Raw genomic sequence first — 20,705 nt, forward strand, 5'->3', positions numbered from 1 at the left:
CCGCAATGAAGCACAAGCATCAGGATCCGGGCGCGCGGCAACGCATGGTGGCCTTGCTCGAAAATCTCGCGCCGCTGGAAGGCTACAACCTTACCGTGCTGCCCGACGTGCGCTTTCTGCGGTCGAACCGGCCGCTGAGCCGCACCCCGGTGCTGTACGACCCGGGCGTCGTGATCGTCTGCCAGGGGCGCAAGCGGGGCTTTCTCGGCGAGACGGTCTACGTGTACGACGCACAGCACTATCTGGCCGTCTCCGTGCCGGTGCCGTTCTCGATGGAAACCGAAGCGAGCGAGGCCAAGCCCTTGCTCGCCATCTATTTCCGCCTCGACTTCAAAGTCGCCGCGGACCTGATGCTGCAACTGGACGAGCGGGACGCGGGCGTGCCGGCCGAACCGCGCGGCATGATGTCGACGCCGCTCGACGCGAAGCTGAGCGCTTCGGTATTGCGCTTTCTTGAGGCGATGAGCGTGCCGCTCGAGGCCGAACTACTCGGACCAGCGCTGGTGCGCGAAATCTACTTCCACGTGCTGACCGGCGAGCAGGGCGGATCGATGCGCGCCGCACTGACCGCGCAAGGCCAGTTCGCGCGGATCGCCAGAGTGATTCGCAAGATTCACGCGTGCTATCGCGAACCTCTCGACATCGGGCAGCTCGCGCTGGAAGCGAACATGAGCGTGCCCAGCTTCCACTCGCACTTCAAGGCGGTGACGCGTACGTCGCCGATGCAATATCTGAAGTCGACACGGCTTCATCAGGCGCGCCTGCTGATGGTGAGAAACGAGGTGACGGCGGCGCACGCGTGCGTGCAGGTGGGCTATGAAAGCGCCTCGCAATTCAGCCGCGAATTCAAGCGCCTGTTCGGCCGCAGTCCGGTCGAAGAAGCGGAACGGATGCGCAAATCCTTCGCCGTGCCGCCGCCCGCGCCGGGTACGGTATTCGTCGCCTCGCACTGAGCGGAGCTGGCCCGGCGCGCGTGGCGCAAACTGTGTCTGTCCGTTCCATCGAGCCGTCGTTACGCTTTGAACCCATGCTACAGATACTCGGCAAGACCTCATCCATCAACGTCCGCAAAGTCTTGTGGACCTGCGCCGAACTCGCGCTTCCATTCGAACAGCAACACTGGGGCTCCGGATTTCGCGCGACCAACGTACCGGAATTTCTCGCGCTGAACCCCAACGCCATGGTGCCCGTCATCAAGGACGGCGAGTTCGTGCTGTGGGAGTCGAATTCGATCATCCGCTATCTGGCCGGCCGCTATCGAGGCGAGTGGCTATATCCGCTCGATCCATGCGAGCGCGCCCGCTGCGATCAATGGATCGACTGGCAGGCGAGCGAATTGAACCGTTCCTGGAGCTACGCCTTTCTGGCGCTGGTCCGGCATTCTCCGGCCCACCAGGATCCGCGGCAGATCGAGCTGTCTTGCGCGAATTGGGCGAGGCACATGGACATGATCGAAGGACAGTTGCGGAAAACCGGCGCGTTCATCGCCGGGGACGCGTTTTCGCTCGCGGACATTCCGCTCGCGCTGTCCATCAACCGCTGGCTGGAAACACCGCTGCAGCACAGCGATTTGCCGGCGGTTGACGCCTATATGACGCGTCTCGCCACGCGTGAAGGCTACCGGATGTATTGTCGCAACGGTACGCCGTAACGCCCGCGCAAACTCCCGCGCCTTACAACAATCCGCGCGCAATGCTTACGGATTCCCGAGCATACGCGCGCTGCTGCGCGGCGCGCCCCGACTCGCCTACAATGGCCACTTTTGCGACACCGATTGAAGGTTCCATGATGCGGGTATCGAAAGTTGCGCTGGCGTTGCTGGCCGCGTGTTTCACTCTGAATGCGAGCGCCGAGATGACGGCGGCGCAGTACAAACAATGGGCGCATGCCGATAACAACTCGATCTACGCCGCGTACATTACCGGCACGATCAACGCGTTCGGCTGGGCCAACGGCGAACTGGTATCGAAGAAGAAGCCGCCGCTCTTCTGTCCGCCGCAAAATCTCGCCATCGGCAACCAGAACGTCTATCCGTTGCTCGACACGTTCTTCACCAACCACCCGGGCCTCTCGGACGATTTTCCGGTCGGCCTCGCGATTCTCCGTTCACTTCAGGCGGCGTTTCCCTGCTGAGGCACATTCTGAGGAGCGCCCCTTGCCGGCGGACGGCAGCAACGCGGGATAACCGGTGCAAGCCCGAAGCGGGGCCACTCAAGGCCCCGCGTTTCGTCAAACCTGCACGAGCTTCGGAATCTGCACGTCCGGATTGACGTCCGCTTCGTAATCCACGCCCGCGATCTCGAAGCCGAACAGACGCAGGAAATCCGTCTTGTAGCCGCTGAAGTCGGTGAGTTCGTAGATATTGTCGTTGGTCACCTGGGTCCACAGTTCCTGCACGCGGTTCTGCACCTCGGGGTCGAGCTCCTTGTAGTCCGCGCGCAGACGGCCTTCTTCGTCGATGTGCGGCGCCGCGCCGTACAGGCTGTCCTTGTACAGGCCGTAGACCTGCTCGATGCAGCCTTCGTGCGTGCCTTTCTCCTTCATGACCTTGAACAGCAGCGACAGATACAGCGGCATCATCGGAATTGCGGAACTCGCTTGCGTGACGACCGCCTTCAGCACCGAGACGCGCGCATCGCCGCCCTTGGCCGCCAGCTTCTCGCTAATGCCCAGCACCTTCTGGTCGAGGTCCTTCTTGGCCGCGCCGATCGAGCCGTTCCAGTAAATGTCGTGTGTGATCTTCTCGCCGAGGTAGGTGAACGCGGTGGTCTTCGCGCCGTCCGCGAGCACGCCGGCTTCGAGCAGGGCGTCGATCCACATCTGCCAGTCTTCGCCACCCATCACCGCGACGGTGTCGTCGATTTCCTTCTGGCTGGCGGGTTCGAGCACGGTTTCCTTGATGACTTCCTTGTCCGTGTCGATGCCGCGCAGATTCACCGCCTTGCCGACCGGCTTGAGCGTCGAGCTGAACACTTCGCCGCTCTTCGGATGCGTGCGCTTGGGGGCGGCGAGGCTGTAGACGACCAGGTCGACCTGACCCAGATCGCGCTTGATGACTTCGATGGTGCGCGCTTTGACTTCATCGGAGAAGGCGTCGCCGTTGATGCTGGTCGCGTACAGGCCTTTTTCCGTGGCGAATTTCTCGAAGGCGGCGGTGTTGTACCAGCCGGCCGTGCCGGCCTTGGTTTCGCTGCCGGCGCGCTCGAAGAACACGCCGAGCGTGGCGGCGTCCGAGCCGAACGCCGCGCTGATGCGGGCGGCGAGGCCGTAGCCCGTGGATGCGCCGATCACCAGCACTTTCTTCGGGCCGTTGGCGATGGGGCCGCGTGCCTTGACGTAGTCGATCTGTTCGCGGACGTTGGCTTCGCAGCCGGTCGGATGGGTGGAAACACAGATGAAGCCACGCACGCGCGGTTTGATGATCATGAAGCACCTCTTGTCGGAATTGGCGACATTATAGTGGGCCGCGTAGTGGGCGGCGATGGTTGCGGGCGCGCCGCGGCGGTTTGGCTTCTGGCCGCGCTCCGGCCGCGCGTCGTGGGCAAAAAATCAGCCGCTGCCGCGCAACTTGGTAGGATTGCGCCTTTCCCGTCCGACGATTGGCTAGTGTGAAGCGCCTCATCCCCTCATTTCTGGCGGCCCTCGATAAAGGGCTGACCCTCGCCAACCCGCTCGTCGCCCAGGCTCTGTGGCACCTGCGCCACCCGACGCGCCGTGGCGTGCTGAAGGCTTGCGCGGCGCTTCCGCTGTTGCTGGTGCTGTACGTGCTGATCCTGATTCCGTTCACACCGGGCATCGGCGACATCCGCAAGGCCAAGATCGAGCAGCCGGCGCAGATCCTCTCGGCGGACGGCAAGCTGCTGGCCGAATTCAAGCCGTCCAACCGCGAGTGGGTCAAACTCAAGGACATCTCGCCGAACGTGGTGAATGCGCTGATCGCCACCGAAGATCATCGCTTCTACGAGCATTGGGGCCTCGATTGGCGGCGCACGGCCTCGGCCGCGCTGCATACGTTTTCCGGCGACCGGCAGGGCGGCTCGACCATCACGCAACAACTCGCCCGCAATCTCTATCCTGACGAAATCGGCCGCGCGCCGACGCTCACGCGCAAGCTGAAGGAAGCGATCACGGCCTTCAAGATCGAGGCGCTCTACAGCAAGGACGAGATTCTCGAGACCTACCTGAACACGGTGCCGTTCCTCTACAACGCCTATGGCATCGAGATGGCGGCGCGCACCTATTTCGACAAATCGGCTTCCGACCTGAACGTGCTGGAAAGCGCGACGCTCACCGGCATGCTCAAGGGCAACAGCTACTACAACCCGGTGCTGAACCCCGAGCGTGCACTGCAGCGGCGCAATACGGTGCTTGGCCAGATGGTCAAGTACGGCAAACTGACGCCGGCCGCCTACGCGACGTTGAGCCGCCGGTCGCTGCGCATCGATTTCGAGCGCCAGACCGAGCCGCCCGGCCCCGCGCCGCATTTCGCGCAGCAACTGCGCAAGTGGCTGGCGTCGTGGGCGGACCGGAACGACTACAACATGTATGCCGACGGGCTGGTGGTGCGCACCACCATCGATTCGCGTCTGCAGACCATGGCGACTCAGGCCGTGACCTTGCAGGGCAACCAGTTGCAGGGCATCGCCAATGCGGCGTGGGGCGGCCGCGCGGGCTGTTCGAACGGCAAGGATTTGCTGCAGACCTTCCTGCGCGAAACGCCCGATTACCGCGCCGCCAAAGACGCCGGCCTGACCGATGACGACGCGCTCAAGCGCGTCTCGTCCGACCGCGATCTCGTGAAGTCGGTGTGCGAGTCCAAAACGCGGGTGCAGGCGGATTTTCTCGCCATGGACCCGCGCAACGGCCAGATCCGCGCGTGGGTGGGCAGCCGCGACTTCAGCCAGGACCCGTTCGACCATGTCCAGCAGGCGCGGCGCCAGCCGGGCTCGACCTTCAAGCCATTCGTCTACGCGGCGGCTTTCGAGTCGGGCGCGAAACCCGCCGACACTTTCATCGATAAGCCCGTGGAAATTCCGCTGGCAGGCGGCGAAATCTGGCGTCCGAGCGACGAGGACGAGCCGAGCGAGCGCAAGATCAGCCTGCGCGATGGGCTCGCGTATTCGCGCAACCGCATTACCGCGCAATTGATGGAGACGGTCGGGCCGGACAAGGTTGCCAGATTGGCTCGCGCAATGGGTGTGCGCGACAGCGAACTGGATCCGGTGCCGTCGCTCGCGCTCGGCACGAGCCCTGTCACGCTGAAGGAAATGGTGTCGGCCTACGGCACGATCGCCAACCTCGGTGCCTACGTGGAGCCGGTGATGGTGACACGCATCGAGAACCGCAAAGGCGAGGTGCTCGCCGAGTTCGCGCCGGTGTCGCCGAAACAGGAACTGCCCGCCGACACCGACCGTGTGCTGATCGACGTGATGCGCGACGTGGTGAACCGCGGCACGGGTTCGAGCATTCGCAGCCGCTTCGGCGTGCGCGGCGACGTCGCGGGCAAGACGGGCACCACGCAGGGCAATGCGGACGGCTGGTTCATCCTGATTCATCCGCAGCTCGTGGCGGGCGCGTGGGTCGGTTTCAACGACAGCCGCGTGACCTTGCGCAGCGACTACTGGGGCCAGGGCGCGCACAGCGCGCTGCCGATCGTCGGCGATTTCTTCCAGCGCGCGCAGCGTTCGAGGCTGGTCGATAGCCGCGTCAAATTCGCCACCGACCAGCAGCCGGGTTGGTTCGCGGAACGCTCGGGGAGGTTGCGCGAGTGGTTCCAGAATCTGTTCGCAGGGTCGCCGGGCAAGCCGGAGGCGCCGGTGGGGCAGCGCGGAACGACGCGTCGGCCGCCGGCTGCCGTGCCGGAACAACCGGCAGTTGCGCCGTCGGCGTCGGCGGCTTTGGCCGAGCCACGGCGATTGCCGCAGCCGCCGATGCTGCCGTCACCGGGTTCGGCGCCGGTGGCTGCGAGCGGGGCGGTCGACGGTGACGCGCGTGGTGGTGGCGAACCGGCACTGGCGCCGACGCCCACACCCGACGACGTGGTGCCGCCGGACGCCGGCAGCCCGGCTAACGCGTTGCCGGAGATGTCGGCGGGCGGGCGCGGGTCGCCGTGAGCAGTACGGTGTAGTCTGCGCTTCGCGGTTGAGCCGGGTCGGCGCTTTTCGCCGGTGCGGCTGAATTCACGGCGCTTTGCGCAAGTACGGCCGCGCTCATGTGGTTTGTTTCCAAAGCACGGCGCAGTTCGCGCGGCGCTTTCCACAAATACATCTGAGTCACGCATTACTTTTCAGCGGCGCGACGACCTGACGCGACTCGCTTCCGCCGCGGCGGCCAGCGCCGCTACGACCTGGCCGCCGCCTCGGTCGCCCCCATCGGCTCCGGATCCGAAAACGCCGCCGCCGCTTCGAGCGAAGCATCGTGATGCAGCAACAGCACGGCCGCGACGCCGACTAGCCCCGCGCCCGACAGGCACAGCAAACCGGCGCCGAAGCCGCCGGTGCTGTCCTTGATCCAGCCCATCGCATACGGCCCAAAGAAACCCGCCAGATTGCCGAGCGAATTGACCGCGGCGATGCCGCCCGCTGCCGCCGCACCCGACAGGAACGAGGCCGGCAAGGTCCAGATCACCGGCAGGCAACCGAAGATGCCGAACCCGGCAATCGACAGCGCGATCATTTTCTGCACCGGATTGTCGAGCCCGGCGGCCGCCGCGATGCCGCCCGCCGCCACCAGCAGCGCAATCGCCACGTGCCGCTTGCGTTCGAGCTTGCGGTCCGAGTGCCGTCCCCAGAACACCATGCTGATCACGCCGACGATATACGGCAGCGACGTCACGAAGCCCGTCTGCAGATTGGTGAGCCCGAACGATTTGACGATCTGCGGGAGGAAGAAGCTCAGCCCGTAGTTGGTTGCGTTCGCACCGAAATAGATCAGCGCGACCGCGAGCACGCGCGGGTTGAAGAGCGCCTCTTTGACGCTGAACTTATGCACCGCTTCGCGATGCGCGCGCTCCTGCGTCTGGCGCGCGACCAGCCAGCGGCGTTCGTCGGCGGCGAGCCAGGCGGCGTCGGCGGGCTTGTCGGTGAGGTAGGAGAGGACGACGAACGCGAGCACCAGCGCGGGCGCCGCCTCGATCAGATAGACCCACTGCCAGCCGGCCAGTCCGGCGAAGCCGTCCATCGACAGCAAGGCGCCGGAAATCGGGCCACCGATCACCGTGGACAGCGGAATCGCCGCCATGAAATAACCGACTACGCGACCGCGATACGCGGCGGGAAACCACAGCGTGAGCAGGAAGATGATGCCCGGGAAGAAACCCGCCTCCGCCACACCGAGCAGAATCCGCAGCCCGTAAAACACGTGCGCGGCAGAAAGTCCCGTGAAACGCGCAATATCTGGGATATACGCCATTGCGCCCGCGAGAATGCCCCACGTGAACATGATCCGCGCGATCCAGCGGCGCGCGCCGAATTTCTCCAGCAGCAGATTAGATGGGACTTCGAAGAAAAAATACGCGATGAAGAAAATCCCGGCGCCGAAGCCGAAAGCACTCGCGGACAGGCCGAGCGCCTTGTTCATCTGCAGTGCCGCAAAGCCGACGTTGACGCGGTCGAGATAGGCAATGAAATAACACAGGATCAGGAACGGCACGAGCCGAACCGTTACGCGTTTCATGGTGCGTGCTTCGAGATCCATCGATGTCTCCTCCGGTTTAGCATCCGGCTGGTTTAAATGATGTCGTTACAGACTAGACGCTGAAAACCGATTCCGGAAGGTTTTTGCACAGTGCGCAATGCAGCGTGCTCAGGTCCACGGAACGTGAACCTTGTCGAGATTGCGGTCGAGCTGGTACGCGGCGCTGATCAGCGCGAGATGCGTGAGCGCCTGCGGGAAGTTGCCGAGCGCCTCGCCGCTGGTGGCCACTTCCTCGGAAAACAGACCGACGTGATTCGCGTACGCGAGCATCTTTTCGAACACGAGGCGGCCTTCGTCCACGCGTCCGGCGCGCGCCAGCGCTTCCGCATACCAGAACGAACAGGCGCTGAAGCCGCCTTCGATGCCGGGCAGACCGTCGAGCGTCGTGCCGCGCGTGTAGCGGAAGATCAGCGGATCCACTTTCAGTTCGCTGCCGATCGCGTCGAGCGTGCCGAGCCAGCGCGGATCAGTCGGGCCGATGAAGCGCACGAGCGGCATCATCAACGCGGACGCATCGAGCCGTTGCGAATCCGGCGTCTGCACGAACGCGTTCAGTTCCTCGTTCCAGAAGTGCTCGTGAATGTCGGCGTGGATCGCGTCGCGCGTGTCGAACCAGCGTTTGAGCGGCGCAGGCAAGGAACGTTTTTCCGCCAGACGCAGCGCGCGGTCCACCGTGACCCAGCACATCAGCCGCGAATGGAGCAGGGGCCGCAGGCCGTTGCGAAACTCCCAGATGCCGTGGTCCGGTTCGCGCCAGTGTTCGACCACATAGTCGACCGTGCGCGTGACGTCGCGCCAGCCGTCGTGCGAGATCGCGGCGCCGTACTTGTTGTACAGATAGATCGCGTCGAGCAGCGCGCCGTATACGTCGAGCTGGATCTGATCGCGCGCGGCGTTGCCGACGAGCGGCACGCCCGCTACACCATTGCCGTTCGACAGCGCCGCGATTTCGGTTTCTTCCGGCGGCTCCTTGCCGTCGACGGTGTACATGACGTTCAGCGAGCCGTCCGAGTCGCATTGCCGGCTGCGTCCCGCGATCCATGTCATGAAATGCCGCGCTTCGCCGGTATAGCCGAGACGCAGCAGCGCGTACACGGAGAACGCGGCGTCGCGAATCCATGTGAAGCGGTAGTCCCAGCGGCGCGAACCGTCGAGCGCTTCGGGGAGCCCGAAGGTCGGTGCGGCGACGATCGCACCATGCTCGCTGGAACTGAGCAGCTTCAAGGTCAGCGCCGAGCGCATCACGACTTCACGGTAGCGGCCGCGATAGGTGGACTGCGCCGACCAGCTTCGCCAGTAGCGGACCGTATCGGTCAGCGCCGTTTCGCAATCGAACGACTTTTCGCGCAAGCCTTCGGCGTCGCCGAAAGCGAAGCCGGCCGTTTGGCCATGACTCAGCTCGAACTCCGCGTGCGCGGCGCCGTGATCGAGCTCGAGCGGCACGGTGCTGTTCAGGCGCAGTTGCATGCCGCTTTCAATGCCGGCATGGGCGGCGGCGTGGAATTCGACGCCGCCGTTTTTATCGATGCGAGCCGTGTGCGCGCCGCGTGCATAGTTGAAGCGCGGCTCGCAACGCATCCTGAACGCCATGCGCCCGTGCACGACCCGCACGACGCGGATCACGCAGTTGGGTAGCGGCGCGTCAGCAGCGGCGCCGCCGCCGTCCTCGGGCACCGGCATGAAGTCCATCAGTTCGCAGACGCCCTCGGGCGTCATGAAACGGGTCAGCAGGACATTGGTGTCGGGCAGATACATCTGCTTGACGTTGGCGCCTTCGCACGCGGGTTCGATCGAGAAAGCGCCGCCGCGCGACGGCTCGAGCAGGCCGGCAAAAATCGCCGGCGAGTCGATGCGCGGAAAGCACATGAAGTCGATCGAGCCGCGCAGCGAGACGAGTGCCGTGGTCTTCATATTGCCGATCACGCCGCGCGCGTCGGTCGGCAGGGCGGGTCTCGGTGGGACAGGTCGTTGATCGGGCATGTCTGCACACTCCGTGAAGCGAGCCGCGATGCGCTCATACGAAACCCGTCAGCAACGTCTGTGCCGCGCCGTTCGCGCGAGCCGGGCGGGGATTGTTCGGGCGCGCGCAACAGTGTTTTCGGGTGGTGAGGCTGATCTCTTACGCGTGATTGCGGATAATTTCATGATTGGTCAATCCGCAAAAATTGTGCAGGTGATACATGTTCAACACTGTCTCAGGCCGCGTACCCGAACGGGGCGAGGTATCCGGGGCGCTCGCGGCGCGAAACGCATTGTCGGGGCGCGCCCGTGCCTTTATCGCGGCCGTGGCGGCGTGCGCGAGTCTCGTGGGCTGCGCCAGTTCCAGCGACGTGGTCGCCACCGGCAAAGCCAATACTTATACGGTCGCGGCCAGCGCGACAGGCGGACGCCTCGCGTGGGCCCGCGCGCATGAGCACGCGATGAGCGAGGCGCGCGATTACTGCGAGCGTCGCGGCATGCAGGCCAGCGTGGTGACGGAAACCGTCAGCGGCGTGCAAGGGTTGACGGAGCATGGGTCGTCGATGAGTTTCGAATGTCATCCGAAGTTTTAGGCGCAGCGGGGGGCGCTGCGAAGTCGGCAAGCAAGCAACTCGGGTGTAAGAACACCCGCGCTCCTCCGCTTGCCGGTCAGGCGTTGACGTCAATGCAGTTTCACTTCTTGTCAAACGTAACCAGCTTCTTGTCTTTCGTATCGGCCACGAAAATCGCCAGCAGCCTGGCGGGTTCGGTATCGCTCGCGTTTTCGCTCACGGTGTGATGTACGCCGGGCTTCTCGGTCCAGTGCTCACCCGCGTGGTAGACGCGTTCTGCGCCGTCGTTCACGCGGCTGCGGATCGCTCCCGACAGCACGTAGCCGACCACGAAAGCCTGGCCGTGCCGATGCGGCGTCGACTTGCCGCCGGGCGCATAGTCGACGACGAGCGCCGTCATCGTCTTGCCCGGCACGTTAGCGATCGCCTCGGTGAACGCGGGCGTGATCGTCTCGTGCGACGCGCTTGCGTCAGCGGCGAATGCGGGCTGGGCAACGCCGAAAAAGGAGAGGCCGGCGAGTATGGCCGCCGCGCACAGTGTGCGAATCTTCATGCTGTGACTCCTGACAAACCGTGAATGGTTTCATTGCTCGAATCCGCTGACGACGCCCAGTTCGACGCCACCGCGTCCAGTTCGGCGCGTGCGCGCTGAAGCGCTTCGGCGCGCGCGTCGGGAACGGCAAACTGCAGCGGCTGGGCATCGACGAAGGTCGGATCGGCGACGCCGAGAAAGCCGAACGCGGCTCTCAGCGAAGGCGTGAGCGCATCCATGCCTTCATAAGGCGAACCCGCGCGCAAATCCGCGCCGCGGCTCGTGATGAAGAGCACTTTCTGACGCGAAAGCTGGCCGACCACGCGGCCGTCGTCCGCATTCACATAGGTCAGGCCCGTCCGCGTGATGCTGTCGATAAACGCCTTGAACGCGGAGGGCATCGACCAGTTGTACATGGGCATGGCAAAAACGAACGCATCGGCGTCGAGTAGCCGCTGGCACAGTGCATCCGAAGCGGCCAGCGCCGCCTTCATGGCTGGCGTGCGATCCGGCGCGGCCGTGTACGTGGCGATGGCGAAAGCCTCGTTGACGTGCGGCGGGGTGTCGATCGTGACATCCAGATAATCGACTTCGACCTGCGCGCCTTCTTCGCGCAGGCGCTCCCGAAAATAGCGGCTCAATGCGCGCGAGTTGGATCGCTCGCGCTTGGCGCTGGCATCGACGTGCATGATCTTCATGATTTCCGTCCTTCCGTGAGTGACTGGGTGGTTTAGCGTGAGCGCAGATTAAATGCTCGAATGGCTTTGCGAAATGACCGATTTTCAATAATTCAAGGTGACCACTTCGCGCACCTGCGGTAGCCGGCACACAGCGGACCAGGGCATATAAATGAAACAGTCATATGCCGGAAGCGATCCTTGCGGATATCTGACTTTGCAGATAAAGTTAAACGCACTGAACGAGGGGGCACGCATGAAGCACTACACGCCGGACAATTTCAGCCTGACGCTGAGCGTGGGTTTCTTGATCAACAAAGCACGCAACCTGTTGATCAACGAAATGGACGCCGCGCTGAAGGATCTGGACATCACCAGTCAGCAGATGGGCATTCTGCTGTCCATGCGCCGGGGTTTCGCCACCACGCCGTTCGAATTGTCGCGCTTGCTTGGCATCGACACCGGTTTGATGACGCGCATGCTCGACAAGCTGGAAATCAAGGGCTTGCTGGAACGCTCGCGCAGCATCGAAGACCGCCGCGTCGTCAACCTGAAACTGACGGAAGAGGGCGAAGCTGTCGCCGCGCGGCTTCCGGAGATCGCGCCGGTGGTGCTGAACCGCCGTCTGAAGAAGTTTACGAAAGCCGAATTCGAGGAATTGCGCCGTCTGCTGAACAAGTTTCTCGCGGAGTAGGCGAGGCCATCCAGACATGCTGCGAACGCTCGCGGCAATTTTTTCAACCTTTTATCTGACAAGTCAGACAATGAAACCACAGTTAATTCCACGGATAGCCGGCTCGCGGATCGCGAAGGCTGGTGTGACGGTGATCTTCGCGGCCGTACTGTCCGCCTGCGCGAATTACGCCGGTATCTCGAGCGACAAGCAGATGGCGCAAGCGCAGACCTACGCGACTCAACAAAGCATTCCGCAGGACAACGGTCATTGGCCGGCCGCCGATTGGGCCGACCAGTTCGGCGACGCGCAACTGAAAGCCTTGCTCGTTGAAGCGCTGAAGGGCAATCCCTCGGTCGAGCAGGCCCGCGCCCGCGTCGCGGCGGCCGCCGCGTACAGCGATACGGCGAAGGCGAGTACCCTGCCGAAAGTCGGCGCGGACTATTCGCTGACGCGCCAGCAGTATTCGGGCACGGCGCTCGTGCCGCCGCCGTACGGCGGGTCGTGGCAAACGGAGAACAAAGGCTTGCTGTCCGCGTCCTACGATCTCGATCTGTGGGGCAAGAATCGCGAAGCGCTGAAAGCGTCGCTGTCGCAGCTGCAGGCGACCCAGGCGGACGAGGAAGTCGTCAAGCTGTCCCTCACGTCGGCCGTGGCGCGCGACTACAACCAGCTTGCGCGGCTCTATGCGTTGCGTGACATCGCTCAGGAAGAAATCACGCAGCGCGAACAGATCGACCGCATTACCGCCGGACGCATCGCAACGGGCCTCGACACGCAAGTGGAGCGCAAGACGGCGCAGGCGAACCTCGCCACCAGCCGCGCGACACTCGCGTCCATCGACGGCAGCATCGTTACCACGCGCTATCAGCTGGCCGCCTTGCTTGGCGCCGGACCGGACCGCGGTCTCGCCATCGCGCGGCCGGCACTCGGCGTGGGCGACGAAGTGCGGCTGCCCGACAACCTGCCGGCCGATCTGGTGAGCCGCCGCCCGGACCTGGTCGCGGCGAAATGGCGCGTCGACGCGCTCACGCACGACGTCAAGGAAGCCAAGGCCGAGTTCTATCCCGACATCAACCTGAGCGCCGCGATCGGTCTCGACGCGTTCGGTTTCGGCCGTTTCCTGACCGCGGCGAGTCGCACGGCGTCGGTCGGCCCGGCGATCCATTTGCCGATTTTCGACGGCGGTCAATTGCGCGCGCAATTGAAAGGGCGTTACGCCGATTTCGACTACGCCGTTGCCACCTATAACCAGACGCTGGTCACGGCCTTGTCCGAAGTCGCGACGCAACTCGCGCAAATCCGTTCGACGGACGAGCAGCTCGCCGATGCGCAAGCCGCCCAGCAAGCCGCCCGCGACGCCGATCAGTTGGCGCTCGTGCAGTACAAGGCCGGCCTCACGAATCAGCTGACGGTGCTGAACGCCGACACCACGGCGCTCGCCGCCGACCAGCAGGTCGCGAATCTGAAGATGAACCGGCGCGATCAGCAGATCGCGCTGGCCGCGGCGCTCGGCGGCGGTTATGTCGATAACGCCGCTTCGGTCGCCAGCAGCGACGGCGCCGTTCCCGCCGCCTCGGCCAATCCCGTCGTCGCCGCCGCGCGTTAAAGCGCCGTCGCGACACCTTGCCAAACTGTCAGGACCCACATCATGAGCGACACGATCAACACCAGCCGCAAGACGGCGGACGCGGACCAACCCCTGCAAACGCAGCCCCCCACGAGGCGCAAACTGCTGCTGTCCCTGCTGGCCGCCACCGTCGTGCTGGCCGGCGCGGGCTACGGCGCGTACTACTACACGAGCGGGCGCTACTACCAGTCCACCGACGACGCCTACGTGAGCGGCAACCTCGTGCAACTGACGCCGCAAGTGAGCGGCACAGTGGTCGCGGTCAACGCCGACGACACGCAGATCGTCAAGCAGGGCGCGCCGATCGTCACGCTGGATAACGCCGACGCGAAGGTCGCGCTGTCGAACGCGGAAGCGACGCTCGGCCAGACCGTGCGGCAGGTCAGCGGCCTGTACGTGAACAACGATTTCTACGCGGCGACTGTCGCGCAACGTCAATCGGATCTGGCCCGCGCCATCGACGACCTGAAGCGTCGTCAGGCGGTGGCCGAGACGGGCGCGGTGTCCGGCGAGGACATCGCGCATGCCCGCGACGCCGTCAGTTCCGCGCAGGCCGCGCTCGACGCCGCGCGTCAGCAGGCCGAGGCCAATCATGCGCTGACCGACCGCACGTCGATCGAACAACACCCGAACGTGCAGGCCGCGGCCTCGAAAGTGCGTGATGCCTATCTGAGCTACGCGCGCAACACCTTGCCCGCGCCCGTGACCGGCTATGTCGCGCGCCGTTCGGTGCAGGTCGGCCAGCGCGTTGCGCCGGGCACGCCGTTGATGGCGATCGTGCCGCTCGACGGCGTATGGGTCGACGCGAACTTCAAGGAAAGCCAGTTGAGGCGCATGCGCATCGGCCAGCCCGTCACGCTCACCGCTGACGTGTACGGCTCCAGCGTCAAGTATCACGGCCGGGTTGAAGGCTTCTCGGCGGGCACGGGCTCAGCGTTCGCCGTACTGCCCGCGCAGAACGCCACCGGCAACTGGATCAAGGTCGTGCAGCGTCTGCCGGCGCGGATCCTGCTCGATCAGAATGAACTGAATGCGCACCCGCTGCGCATTGGGCTGTCGATGCAGGTCGAGGTCGACACGCACGAGGAAACCGGCGCTCAACTCGGCGCGGCGGTCAACACCTCGTATCACACCGACGTATTCGCGCGGTACGGCGACGAAGCCGACGCGGAGATCGCCCGGATCATCGAGCAGAACATGCCGGCGAAGCACGCGGTGGCCGCGAGCCCCACGCAGAAAAACACCGCGCGCAAGGCCGGTTGACCCACGACCGCCGAGCGCCGTTTTTTTTTGCGCATTTAACTGATAAGTCAGATAGTTTTGCCTTCCTCGACAGGTGATGAAATGAATGGATCGACGCAGCCCGCCGCGCTGCCGCCGCTAACCGGCGGCAAGCTGGTGCTGGCGACGCTTGCCGTGGCGCTCGCCACGTTTATGAACGTGCTGGACTCATCGATCGCGAACGTGGCGATTCCGACGATTGCCGGCAATCTCGGCGTGTCGGTGGACGAGGGCACCTGGGTGATCACGCTGTTCGCCGCCGCCAACGCCATCGCAATTCCGTTGACCGGCTGGCTCGTGCAGCGTGTCGGGCAGATCAAGCTGTTCGTCTGGGCGATTCTGTTGTTCGTGCTGTCGTCGTGGCTGTGCGGAATCGCGCCGAATCTGCCGGTGCTGCTCGCGGCGCGGATTCTGCAGGGCGCGGTGGCGGGTCCGTTGATCCCGCTGTCGCAAGCCATTCTGCTCGGCTCGTATCCGAAAGAGAAATCCGCGACCGCGCTCGCCTTGTGGGCGATGACCGCGACCGTCGGCCCGATTGCGGGCCCGGCGCTCGGCGGCTGGATTACCGACAGCTACTCGTGGTCATGGATCTTCTACATCAACATTCCGGTGGGCCTGTTCGCGGCCGGCGTGACGTGGGCGATCTACCGCACCCGCGAAACCCCGACGAAGCGCTTGCCGATCGACAAGGTCGGCCTGCTCTCGCTGATCGCATGGGTCGGCTCGTTGCAGATCATGCTCGACAAGGGCAAGGACCTCGACTGGTTCAACTCGCCGGTGATCGTGACCCTGACCGTGTTCGCGGCGATCAGCTTCGCGTTCTTCGTGATCTGGGAGCTGACTGAAAAGAATCCGATCGTCGATTTGCGCTTGTTCGGCAAACGCAATTTTCTCGGCGGCACGATCGCGATTTCGGTGGCGTACGCGGTGTTTTTCTCCAACCTCGTGCTGTTGCCGCAGTGGATGCAGGGGTATCTGAACTACCGTTCCGTCGACGCCGGTCTAGCGACCGCGCCGCTTGGTATCTTCGCCGTCATTCTCGCGCCGGTCATGGCGAAGATCATGCCGAAGTCCGATGCGCGGGTGCTGGCTACGCTGGCTTTCGTCGGCTTTGCCGGCGTGTTCTTCATGCGCTCGAACTACACCACCGGCGTGGACACGTGGACGCTGGTCCTGCCGACGCTATTGCAAGGCATCCCGACGGCGCTCTTCTTCGTGCCGCTGACCGCGATCATTCTGTCCGGCCTCGCGCCCGACCGGATTCCGGCCGCGGCGGGTCTGTCGAACTTTGCGCGGGTGTTCGCCGGCGCGGTCGGCACGTCGCTGGCCTCGACGGGATGGAACGACCGGACGATCCTGCATCACGCGCAACTGGCCGAGCAGACGAGCGTGAATAATCCGACTTACACGGCCGCGCTGGATGCGGTGCAAAGTACTTTGGGCGGCGGTCAGGCCCAGGCGATGGCGTTCTTCGAACGCTCGATGAACACCCAGGCGGCCATGCTGGGACTGAACGATATTTTCTGGCTGTCGGCGGTGATCTTCGTATTGATCATCCCGTTGATCTGGGTGACGAAACCGGATCGCTCCAGTTCCGCCGCAGCGGCGGGAGCGGGCGGTCATTGAAGGCGGCACAGGCGGCGGGCGGCATGGTTTCCCGTATTTACTAAGGCCTGCTCGCCGCCTACGATAGATTCAGGTTTCGGGGTGGCGCGCAACCCGTTGGTATAAAAAATACCGCGCGCTTCGAGGTCTTACGTTGCTCCTGTGCGTCTTACGGCACTAACGTCTTGCGGGAGAGCGCCATGATTCGCGCCGAACGTCGGATTGTATTCGCGGCCATTGCGGTGTTCGTCGCGCTGGGTGGCATGGCGATGGTCATTCACGGCGTGCTGTTCGACACGCGCAATGCCATGTTATACGGCGGAATCTTGCTGGTTCTCGGCGTCGCCGTGTTGGCGCTGATGCTGACGCCGCGACCGACGGATAGCTCCTGAAGTCACGCTGCCGCCAGCAAACAGGAATATTGCCAAGCCAATGAATGCGGCGCGCCACCGGTTTTTTCCGGTTGGCGCGCCTTGAGTTTTGCATCGGCCGGTCGGCAACCCGCCGACCGTTTTGCGCAGATCGTTATTCCGCCGCGGCCCCGTGATGGCATGCCGCGTGATGGACGTGACCCGCCTGGCTGTCATCCCATGCCGAACCGAGAATGATCTTGCAGAAGTTCAGCCGCTTGTAGCTGGGATCTTTCATCTCCAGCACATCGGCTTTGACGTTGCCGAAGGTGGTTTCGGGCTTGCTGATCGTGCCTTGCGCGAACGCGTCGATGATCAGGTTCTTGAAGTCCCGCTCGCGCGGATGCGCGGCCACCACGCTGACGCGTTGCGCGTCGTCGAACTCGTGGTAGCGCATGCCGAGCACGTCCATTTCGACGCCCGCGGTCACCAGCGAAACCACCGGCTTCAGATGCTCCGGAACGCCCGGCGTGGTGTGAAGCGCGATCGACAGCCAGACCTGCTCGATGTCGTACTCGTTGACGCCATGACTCTTGAGAAAGTCGCGCGCCGCATTGGCGCCGTCGACTTCGAAGCGATCTGTCTTGCTGGCGTAGCCCGGCGTGAGGCCCATGTCATGAAACATCGCGCCGATATACAGCAACTCGGGGTCATACGCGAGCTTGCGGCGCGCACCGGTCAGCGCGCCCCACAGGAACACGCGGCGCGAGTGATTGAACAGCAGATCGTTCTCGGTGTCTCGGACCAGATCGGTTGCGGCTCTTGCGAGACGGCTGTCTGGAATGTGAATGCCGGCAATGGTCGTACTCATCGAATTTCTCCTGGACAAAGATAGTGCCTCGTGAGGCGATGGGCTTCGTGTCGTTCGGACAATGTCCATGCAGCGGTCTGAATTGGTCGCTGTGAGCACCGTCCGGGGATGTCCAAGTATCTGTCGGAGTCGTATCGAGGGGAGAGGGAATCGACCGGCAAAGCGTGCCAGTGATACGTTGTTTGCTGCCAACCGCGCCTCGCCGAGGCATGGGCGGCGGGCGTGGCGCGCGCTGAACGCGTTAAGCGTTATCCGCGATAACCGGCAAGCAGACGGCGAGGGCGCCGTTCGACCCGCCTGCGCAGCACCCACGCCATGCCCGAGGTCACGCAACATCGTGACGATGGCTTGGCGTTGCGGTTCAAGCGCTGTGCGTCGCGTTCACGGCACCACTGACGAGGACAGGCGTCACCGGTCTTCCGTGCTTGATCTGCGAACCGCTGCGGTTTCCGTGAACTTCACATTGCGACGCACGTCGCGTCTCCTGGCCGATGAAGCGCGGCGAGGAGAGGGCGAGAGCGTAGCAGCAGGGCGCCCGCTTTCCACCAACTGACGGGACAGCGTTTCAAGTTTTTTGCGAAGGAACTCGCCCGCGGCTATCTGTTGGTCGAGCGCGATTTCGCGCGACGCCAACTCTCGTTCGACGCTCGCGCAACGCGTCATCGACGTCGTCAACTGGGTTTTCGCCTCGGCCAGGGCATCGCGCAGCTGATCGCGCTCGGCCTGATGGGTGGCCTGAGCCTCGGCCATCCGATTGATCGCCGCCTGCAACTCCTGGCGCGTCTGGCGTGCCGCCGTCCGCTCGCTGTCGATCTCCAGCAGCGCCCGCTTTTCAGTCGCGGCCAGGCGCTGTTCGCTCTGATTGTGCATGACGCGCAGCTTGCCCAATTCCTCGGCGAATTCACGTCGGGCGTCCGACAGCGCCGTGGACGCCGCCGCGCTTTCATTTCTGGACTGTGCAAGCTGATCTGCCAGCATGGTTTTGGCGGTTTCCAGTTCGACCAAACGCGCGAGCAGTTTCGTATTCTCCCTGCGGACGTCAGCCGCGTCGCGGGACGCCTGCTCGCTAGCGGCGATCGCGGTGTCGCGTTCCGCAGCCGTTTGTCGTGCATGGTCCACTGCCGCGGCAATTTCGCGCTGGGCGTCCTGCTTGAAAACTTCCAGCGCAGCGTTGGCCGCGTCGCCGGCTAGCCGCCAGAGGGTCGCCGCCAGTTCGCCGGCGGCGCTTGCGACTTCCGGTGGCAAATCCGGTTGCCCGACATCGACCCGCGTCTTGTCCCTGACTTCCGCCCAGAAATCCCGTAACGCTTTCGCCGGCGCACTCATGCTGCCTTTGCGAACGAGTTGATAGAGCTTGTTCGCTGTCGGCGTTTCGCCGTAACGGAAGAACATCAGCGCGCAAACCTCGCGATAGAGCTCTTGTGTGTCCGAGATGCGTTCACGGAAAGCTTCAATGTCGGCTTCGAGAGGCATGGGAATCCTTTGGCGGCTGATATGTCTTGATGTGTTGATAATACAACGTATAACGTTGAATAATCAATTTATCACTGTGCGCTACACGACATTAGTACTATAATGTCGTGCAACCTGTAGCAGACGTTTTTTGTGTCCGACTTTGTCTCTGGAGCCTCTAAAACCGTGCCTGATGCCCAACTCGTCACCGTTCAGCCGGTCGAATCGCTCGTTGTGCCCGAAATTCTCGACGGTCGCGACGGCACAAACCGTGGCGTGGCCGGTGGCTCGCAGCTGTCCGCCACCAACGATCTCGACGCCGTCCGCGCCTGGCTGTCGAACTACGCCGACACCAAAACAACGTTCGATAACTACCGCAAGGAAGCTGAGCGGCTGTTGCTGTGGGCCGTCGTGCAACTCGGCAAGCCGCTGTCGTCGCTGACGCACGAGGATCTGCTGCTGTTCAAGGGGTTTCTCGTCGATCCGCAGCCGGCGGCTCGCTGGGTGTCGAGCACGGGCGGCAAGTTTCCCCGCGGCGACGAGCGCTGGCGTCCGTTCAACGGACCGTTGTCGCCGGCAAGCCAGCGTCAGGCGTTGATCATCCTGAATGCGATGTTCACGTGGCTGGTCAACGCAGGTTATCTGCGCGGCAATCCCATGGCGCTGCTTCGACAGCGCGCCAAACGCTCGGCGCCGCGCGTAACGCGCTATCTATCGACGTCGCTGTGGGATGAAGTGAAGGTGTTTGTCGAGCAATTGCCGCGCGAGACGGCTGACGAGCGGGCCTATTACGCCCGCAGCCGCTGGCTGACGACACTTTTCTATCTGCAGGGCATGCGCATATCTGAAGTCGCCGGCGGGAAAATGGGGGATTTTTCCCGTCGACTAGGCGCCGACGGCAAGGATCAGTGGTGGCTCGAAACGCTCGGCAAAGGGAACAAGGAGCGCATTGTCCCCGCTTCGCCCGAACTGATTCAGGAAATGCGGCTTTACCGAACTGAAAATGGCTTGGCGCCGCTGCCCACTCGCAGCGAAGAAACGCCCTTGGTGATTCCATTCAGAGGCCGCAACCGATGCTTGTCCCGTTCCGCCATTCACGACGCGATCAAGAGCATTTTTGGCAATGCGGCCAGCTGGCTGCGTTCGAAAGGCGCCGACTTTTCCGATCGGGCGGATGAACTGGAGCGAGCCTCGGCGCACTGGCTGCGACATACCGCCGGTTCGCATCAGGCGGATGGCGGGGTGGATCTGCGCACGATCCGTGACAACCTGGGCCACGTGTCGCTCAACACGACCAGCCTCTACCTTCATACCGAAGACGATACGCGCCATCGTGAGACGGTGGATCGCCACCGCATGAACTGGGACGAATCCAAGCCTGAGGGCAAGTGACGCCGATCCGGACGAC

18 protein-coding genes are annotated in these 20,705 nt (G+C 63.7%); 11 read left to right on the forward strand and 7 right to left on the reverse strand.

Annotated features, from left to right (window positions below):
- Window positions 1-5: 5 nt before the first annotated feature.
- From B0G71_RS10015 to B0G71_RS10025, 3 genes are all read left to right on the forward strand, one after another.
- Window positions 6-953, forward strand: coding sequence for an AraC family transcriptional regulator (locus B0G71_RS10015; protein ID WP_116141367.1), 948 nt, complete (start codon window positions 6-8; stop codon window positions 951-953).
- A 74-nt stretch (window positions 954-1,027) separates the two neighbouring features.
- Entirely contained in the window at window positions 1,028-1,651 is a 624-nt protein-coding gene (locus tag B0G71_RS10020) for a glutathione S-transferase family protein (RefSeq protein ID WP_116141369.1), read from the forward strand.
- Between the two features lie 134 nt (window positions 1,652-1,785).
- A complete protein-coding gene (locus B0G71_RS10025; protein WP_241974594.1) occupies window positions 1,786-2,133 on the forward strand; it encodes a hypothetical protein in 348 nt (115 codons plus the stop codon).
- A 96-nt stretch (window positions 2,134-2,229) separates the two neighbouring features.
- On the opposite strand, the gene fabV is transcribed toward B0G71_RS10025, so the two are convergent.
- The gene (gene fabV, locus B0G71_RS10030; RefSeq protein ID WP_116141371.1) at window positions 2,230-3,426 is read right to left on the reverse strand and encodes an enoyl-ACP reductase FabV; all 1,197 of its coding nucleotides are present in this window, start codon (window positions 3,424-3,426) and stop codon (window positions 2,230-2,232) included.
- A 182-nt stretch (window positions 3,427-3,608) separates the two neighbouring features.
- Between fabV and B0G71_RS10035 the strand changes: the two genes are divergently transcribed.
- A complete protein-coding gene (locus tag B0G71_RS10035; protein WP_116141373.1) occupies window positions 3,609-6,113 on the forward strand; it encodes a transglycosylase domain-containing protein in 2,505 nt (834 codons plus the stop codon).
- A gap of 226 nt (window positions 6,114-6,339) precedes the next feature.
- Here the strand turns inward: B0G71_RS10035 and B0G71_RS10040 are convergent, their stop codons facing one another.
- Entirely contained in the window at window positions 6,340-7,695 is a 1,356-nt protein-coding gene (locus B0G71_RS10040; protein ID WP_116141375.1) for an MFS transporter, read from the reverse strand.
- Window positions 7,696-7,803: 108 nt separating this feature from the next.
- A complete protein-coding gene (locus tag B0G71_RS10045; RefSeq protein WP_116141377.1) occupies window positions 7,804-9,675 on the reverse strand; it encodes a glycoside hydrolase family 15 protein in 1,872 nt (623 codons plus the stop codon).
- A 200-nt stretch (window positions 9,676-9,875) separates the two neighbouring features.
- Here B0G71_RS10045 and B0G71_RS10050 point away from each other — a divergent pair, with 200 nt between their 5' ends.
- Window positions 9,876-10,247: a hypothetical protein gene (locus B0G71_RS10050; RefSeq protein WP_116141379.1), complete on the forward strand. Its 372-nt coding sequence runs from the start codon at window positions 9,876-9,878 to the stop codon at window positions 10,245-10,247.
- Between the two features lie 100 nt (window positions 10,248-10,347).
- Here B0G71_RS10050 and B0G71_RS10055 read toward each other — a convergent pair whose 3' ends face one another.
- Together B0G71_RS10055 and B0G71_RS10060 are read right to left on the reverse strand one after the other, a co-directional pair.
- Window positions 10,348-10,779 (reverse strand): cupin domain-containing protein, encoded by a 432-nt coding sequence (locus B0G71_RS10055; RefSeq protein ID WP_116141380.1) that lies wholly within the window; start codon window positions 10,777-10,779, stop codon window positions 10,348-10,350.
- Window positions 10,776-11,456: an FMN-dependent NADH-azoreductase gene (locus tag B0G71_RS10060; protein ID WP_116141382.1), complete on the reverse strand. Its 681-nt coding sequence runs from the start codon at window positions 11,454-11,456 to the stop codon at window positions 10,776-10,778. The genes B0G71_RS10055 and B0G71_RS10060 overlap by 4 nt, the downstream gene beginning before the upstream one ends.
- 235 nt (window positions 11,457-11,691) lie before the next feature.
- On the opposite strand from B0G71_RS10060, the gene B0G71_RS10065 reads away from it, so the two are divergent.
- From B0G71_RS10065 to B0G71_RS10085, 5 genes are all read left to right on the forward strand, one after another.
- Window positions 11,692-12,129 (forward strand): MarR family winged helix-turn-helix transcriptional regulator, encoded by a 438-nt coding sequence (locus tag B0G71_RS10065; RefSeq protein ID WP_106281245.1) that lies wholly within the window; start codon window positions 11,692-11,694, stop codon window positions 12,127-12,129.
- Window positions 12,130-12,199: 70 nt separating this feature from the next.
- Entirely contained in the window at window positions 12,200-13,717 is a 1,518-nt protein-coding gene (locus tag B0G71_RS10070) for an efflux transporter outer membrane subunit (protein ID WP_116148460.1), read from the forward strand.
- Between the two features lie 42 nt (window positions 13,718-13,759).
- A complete protein-coding gene (locus tag B0G71_RS10075) occupies window positions 13,760-15,001 on the forward strand; it encodes an HlyD family efflux transporter periplasmic adaptor subunit (protein ID WP_116141384.1) in 1,242 nt (413 codons plus the stop codon).
- 81 nt (window positions 15,002-15,082) lie between these two features.
- Window positions 15,083-16,645, forward strand: a complete 1,563-nt coding sequence (locus tag B0G71_RS10080) for a DHA2 family efflux MFS transporter permease subunit (protein ID WP_116141386.1) — start codon at window positions 15,083-15,085, stop codon at window positions 16,643-16,645.
- A gap of 179 nt (window positions 16,646-16,824) precedes the next feature.
- A complete protein-coding gene (locus tag B0G71_RS10085) occupies window positions 16,825-17,016 on the forward strand; it encodes a DUF2964 family protein (protein ID WP_106281251.1) in 192 nt (63 codons plus the stop codon).
- Window positions 17,017-17,149: 133 nt separating this feature from the next.
- On the opposite strand, the gene B0G71_RS10090 is transcribed toward B0G71_RS10085, so the two are convergent.
- A complete protein-coding gene (locus tag B0G71_RS10090; protein ID WP_116141388.1) occupies window positions 17,150-17,845 on the reverse strand; it encodes an HD domain-containing protein in 696 nt (231 codons plus the stop codon).
- A 408-nt stretch (window positions 17,846-18,253) separates the two neighbouring features.
- Window positions 18,254-19,318 (reverse strand): DNA-binding protein, encoded by a 1,065-nt coding sequence (locus B0G71_RS10095; RefSeq protein WP_116141389.1) that lies wholly within the window; start codon window positions 19,316-19,318, stop codon window positions 18,254-18,256.
- A gap of 165 nt (window positions 19,319-19,483) precedes the next feature.
- Between B0G71_RS10095 and B0G71_RS10100 the strand changes: the two genes are divergently transcribed.
- Window positions 19,484-20,689, forward strand: coding sequence for a tyrosine-type recombinase/integrase (locus B0G71_RS10100; protein ID WP_116141391.1), 1,206 nt, complete (start codon window positions 19,484-19,486; stop codon window positions 20,687-20,689).
- The last annotated feature ends 16 nt before the right edge of the window (window positions 20,690-20,705 follow it).

The organism is Paraburkholderia sp. BL27I4N3 (assembly GCF_003386115.1).
In the GTDB taxonomy this organism is placed as follows: Bacteria; Pseudomonadota; Gammaproteobacteria; order Burkholderiales; family Burkholderiaceae; genus Paraburkholderia.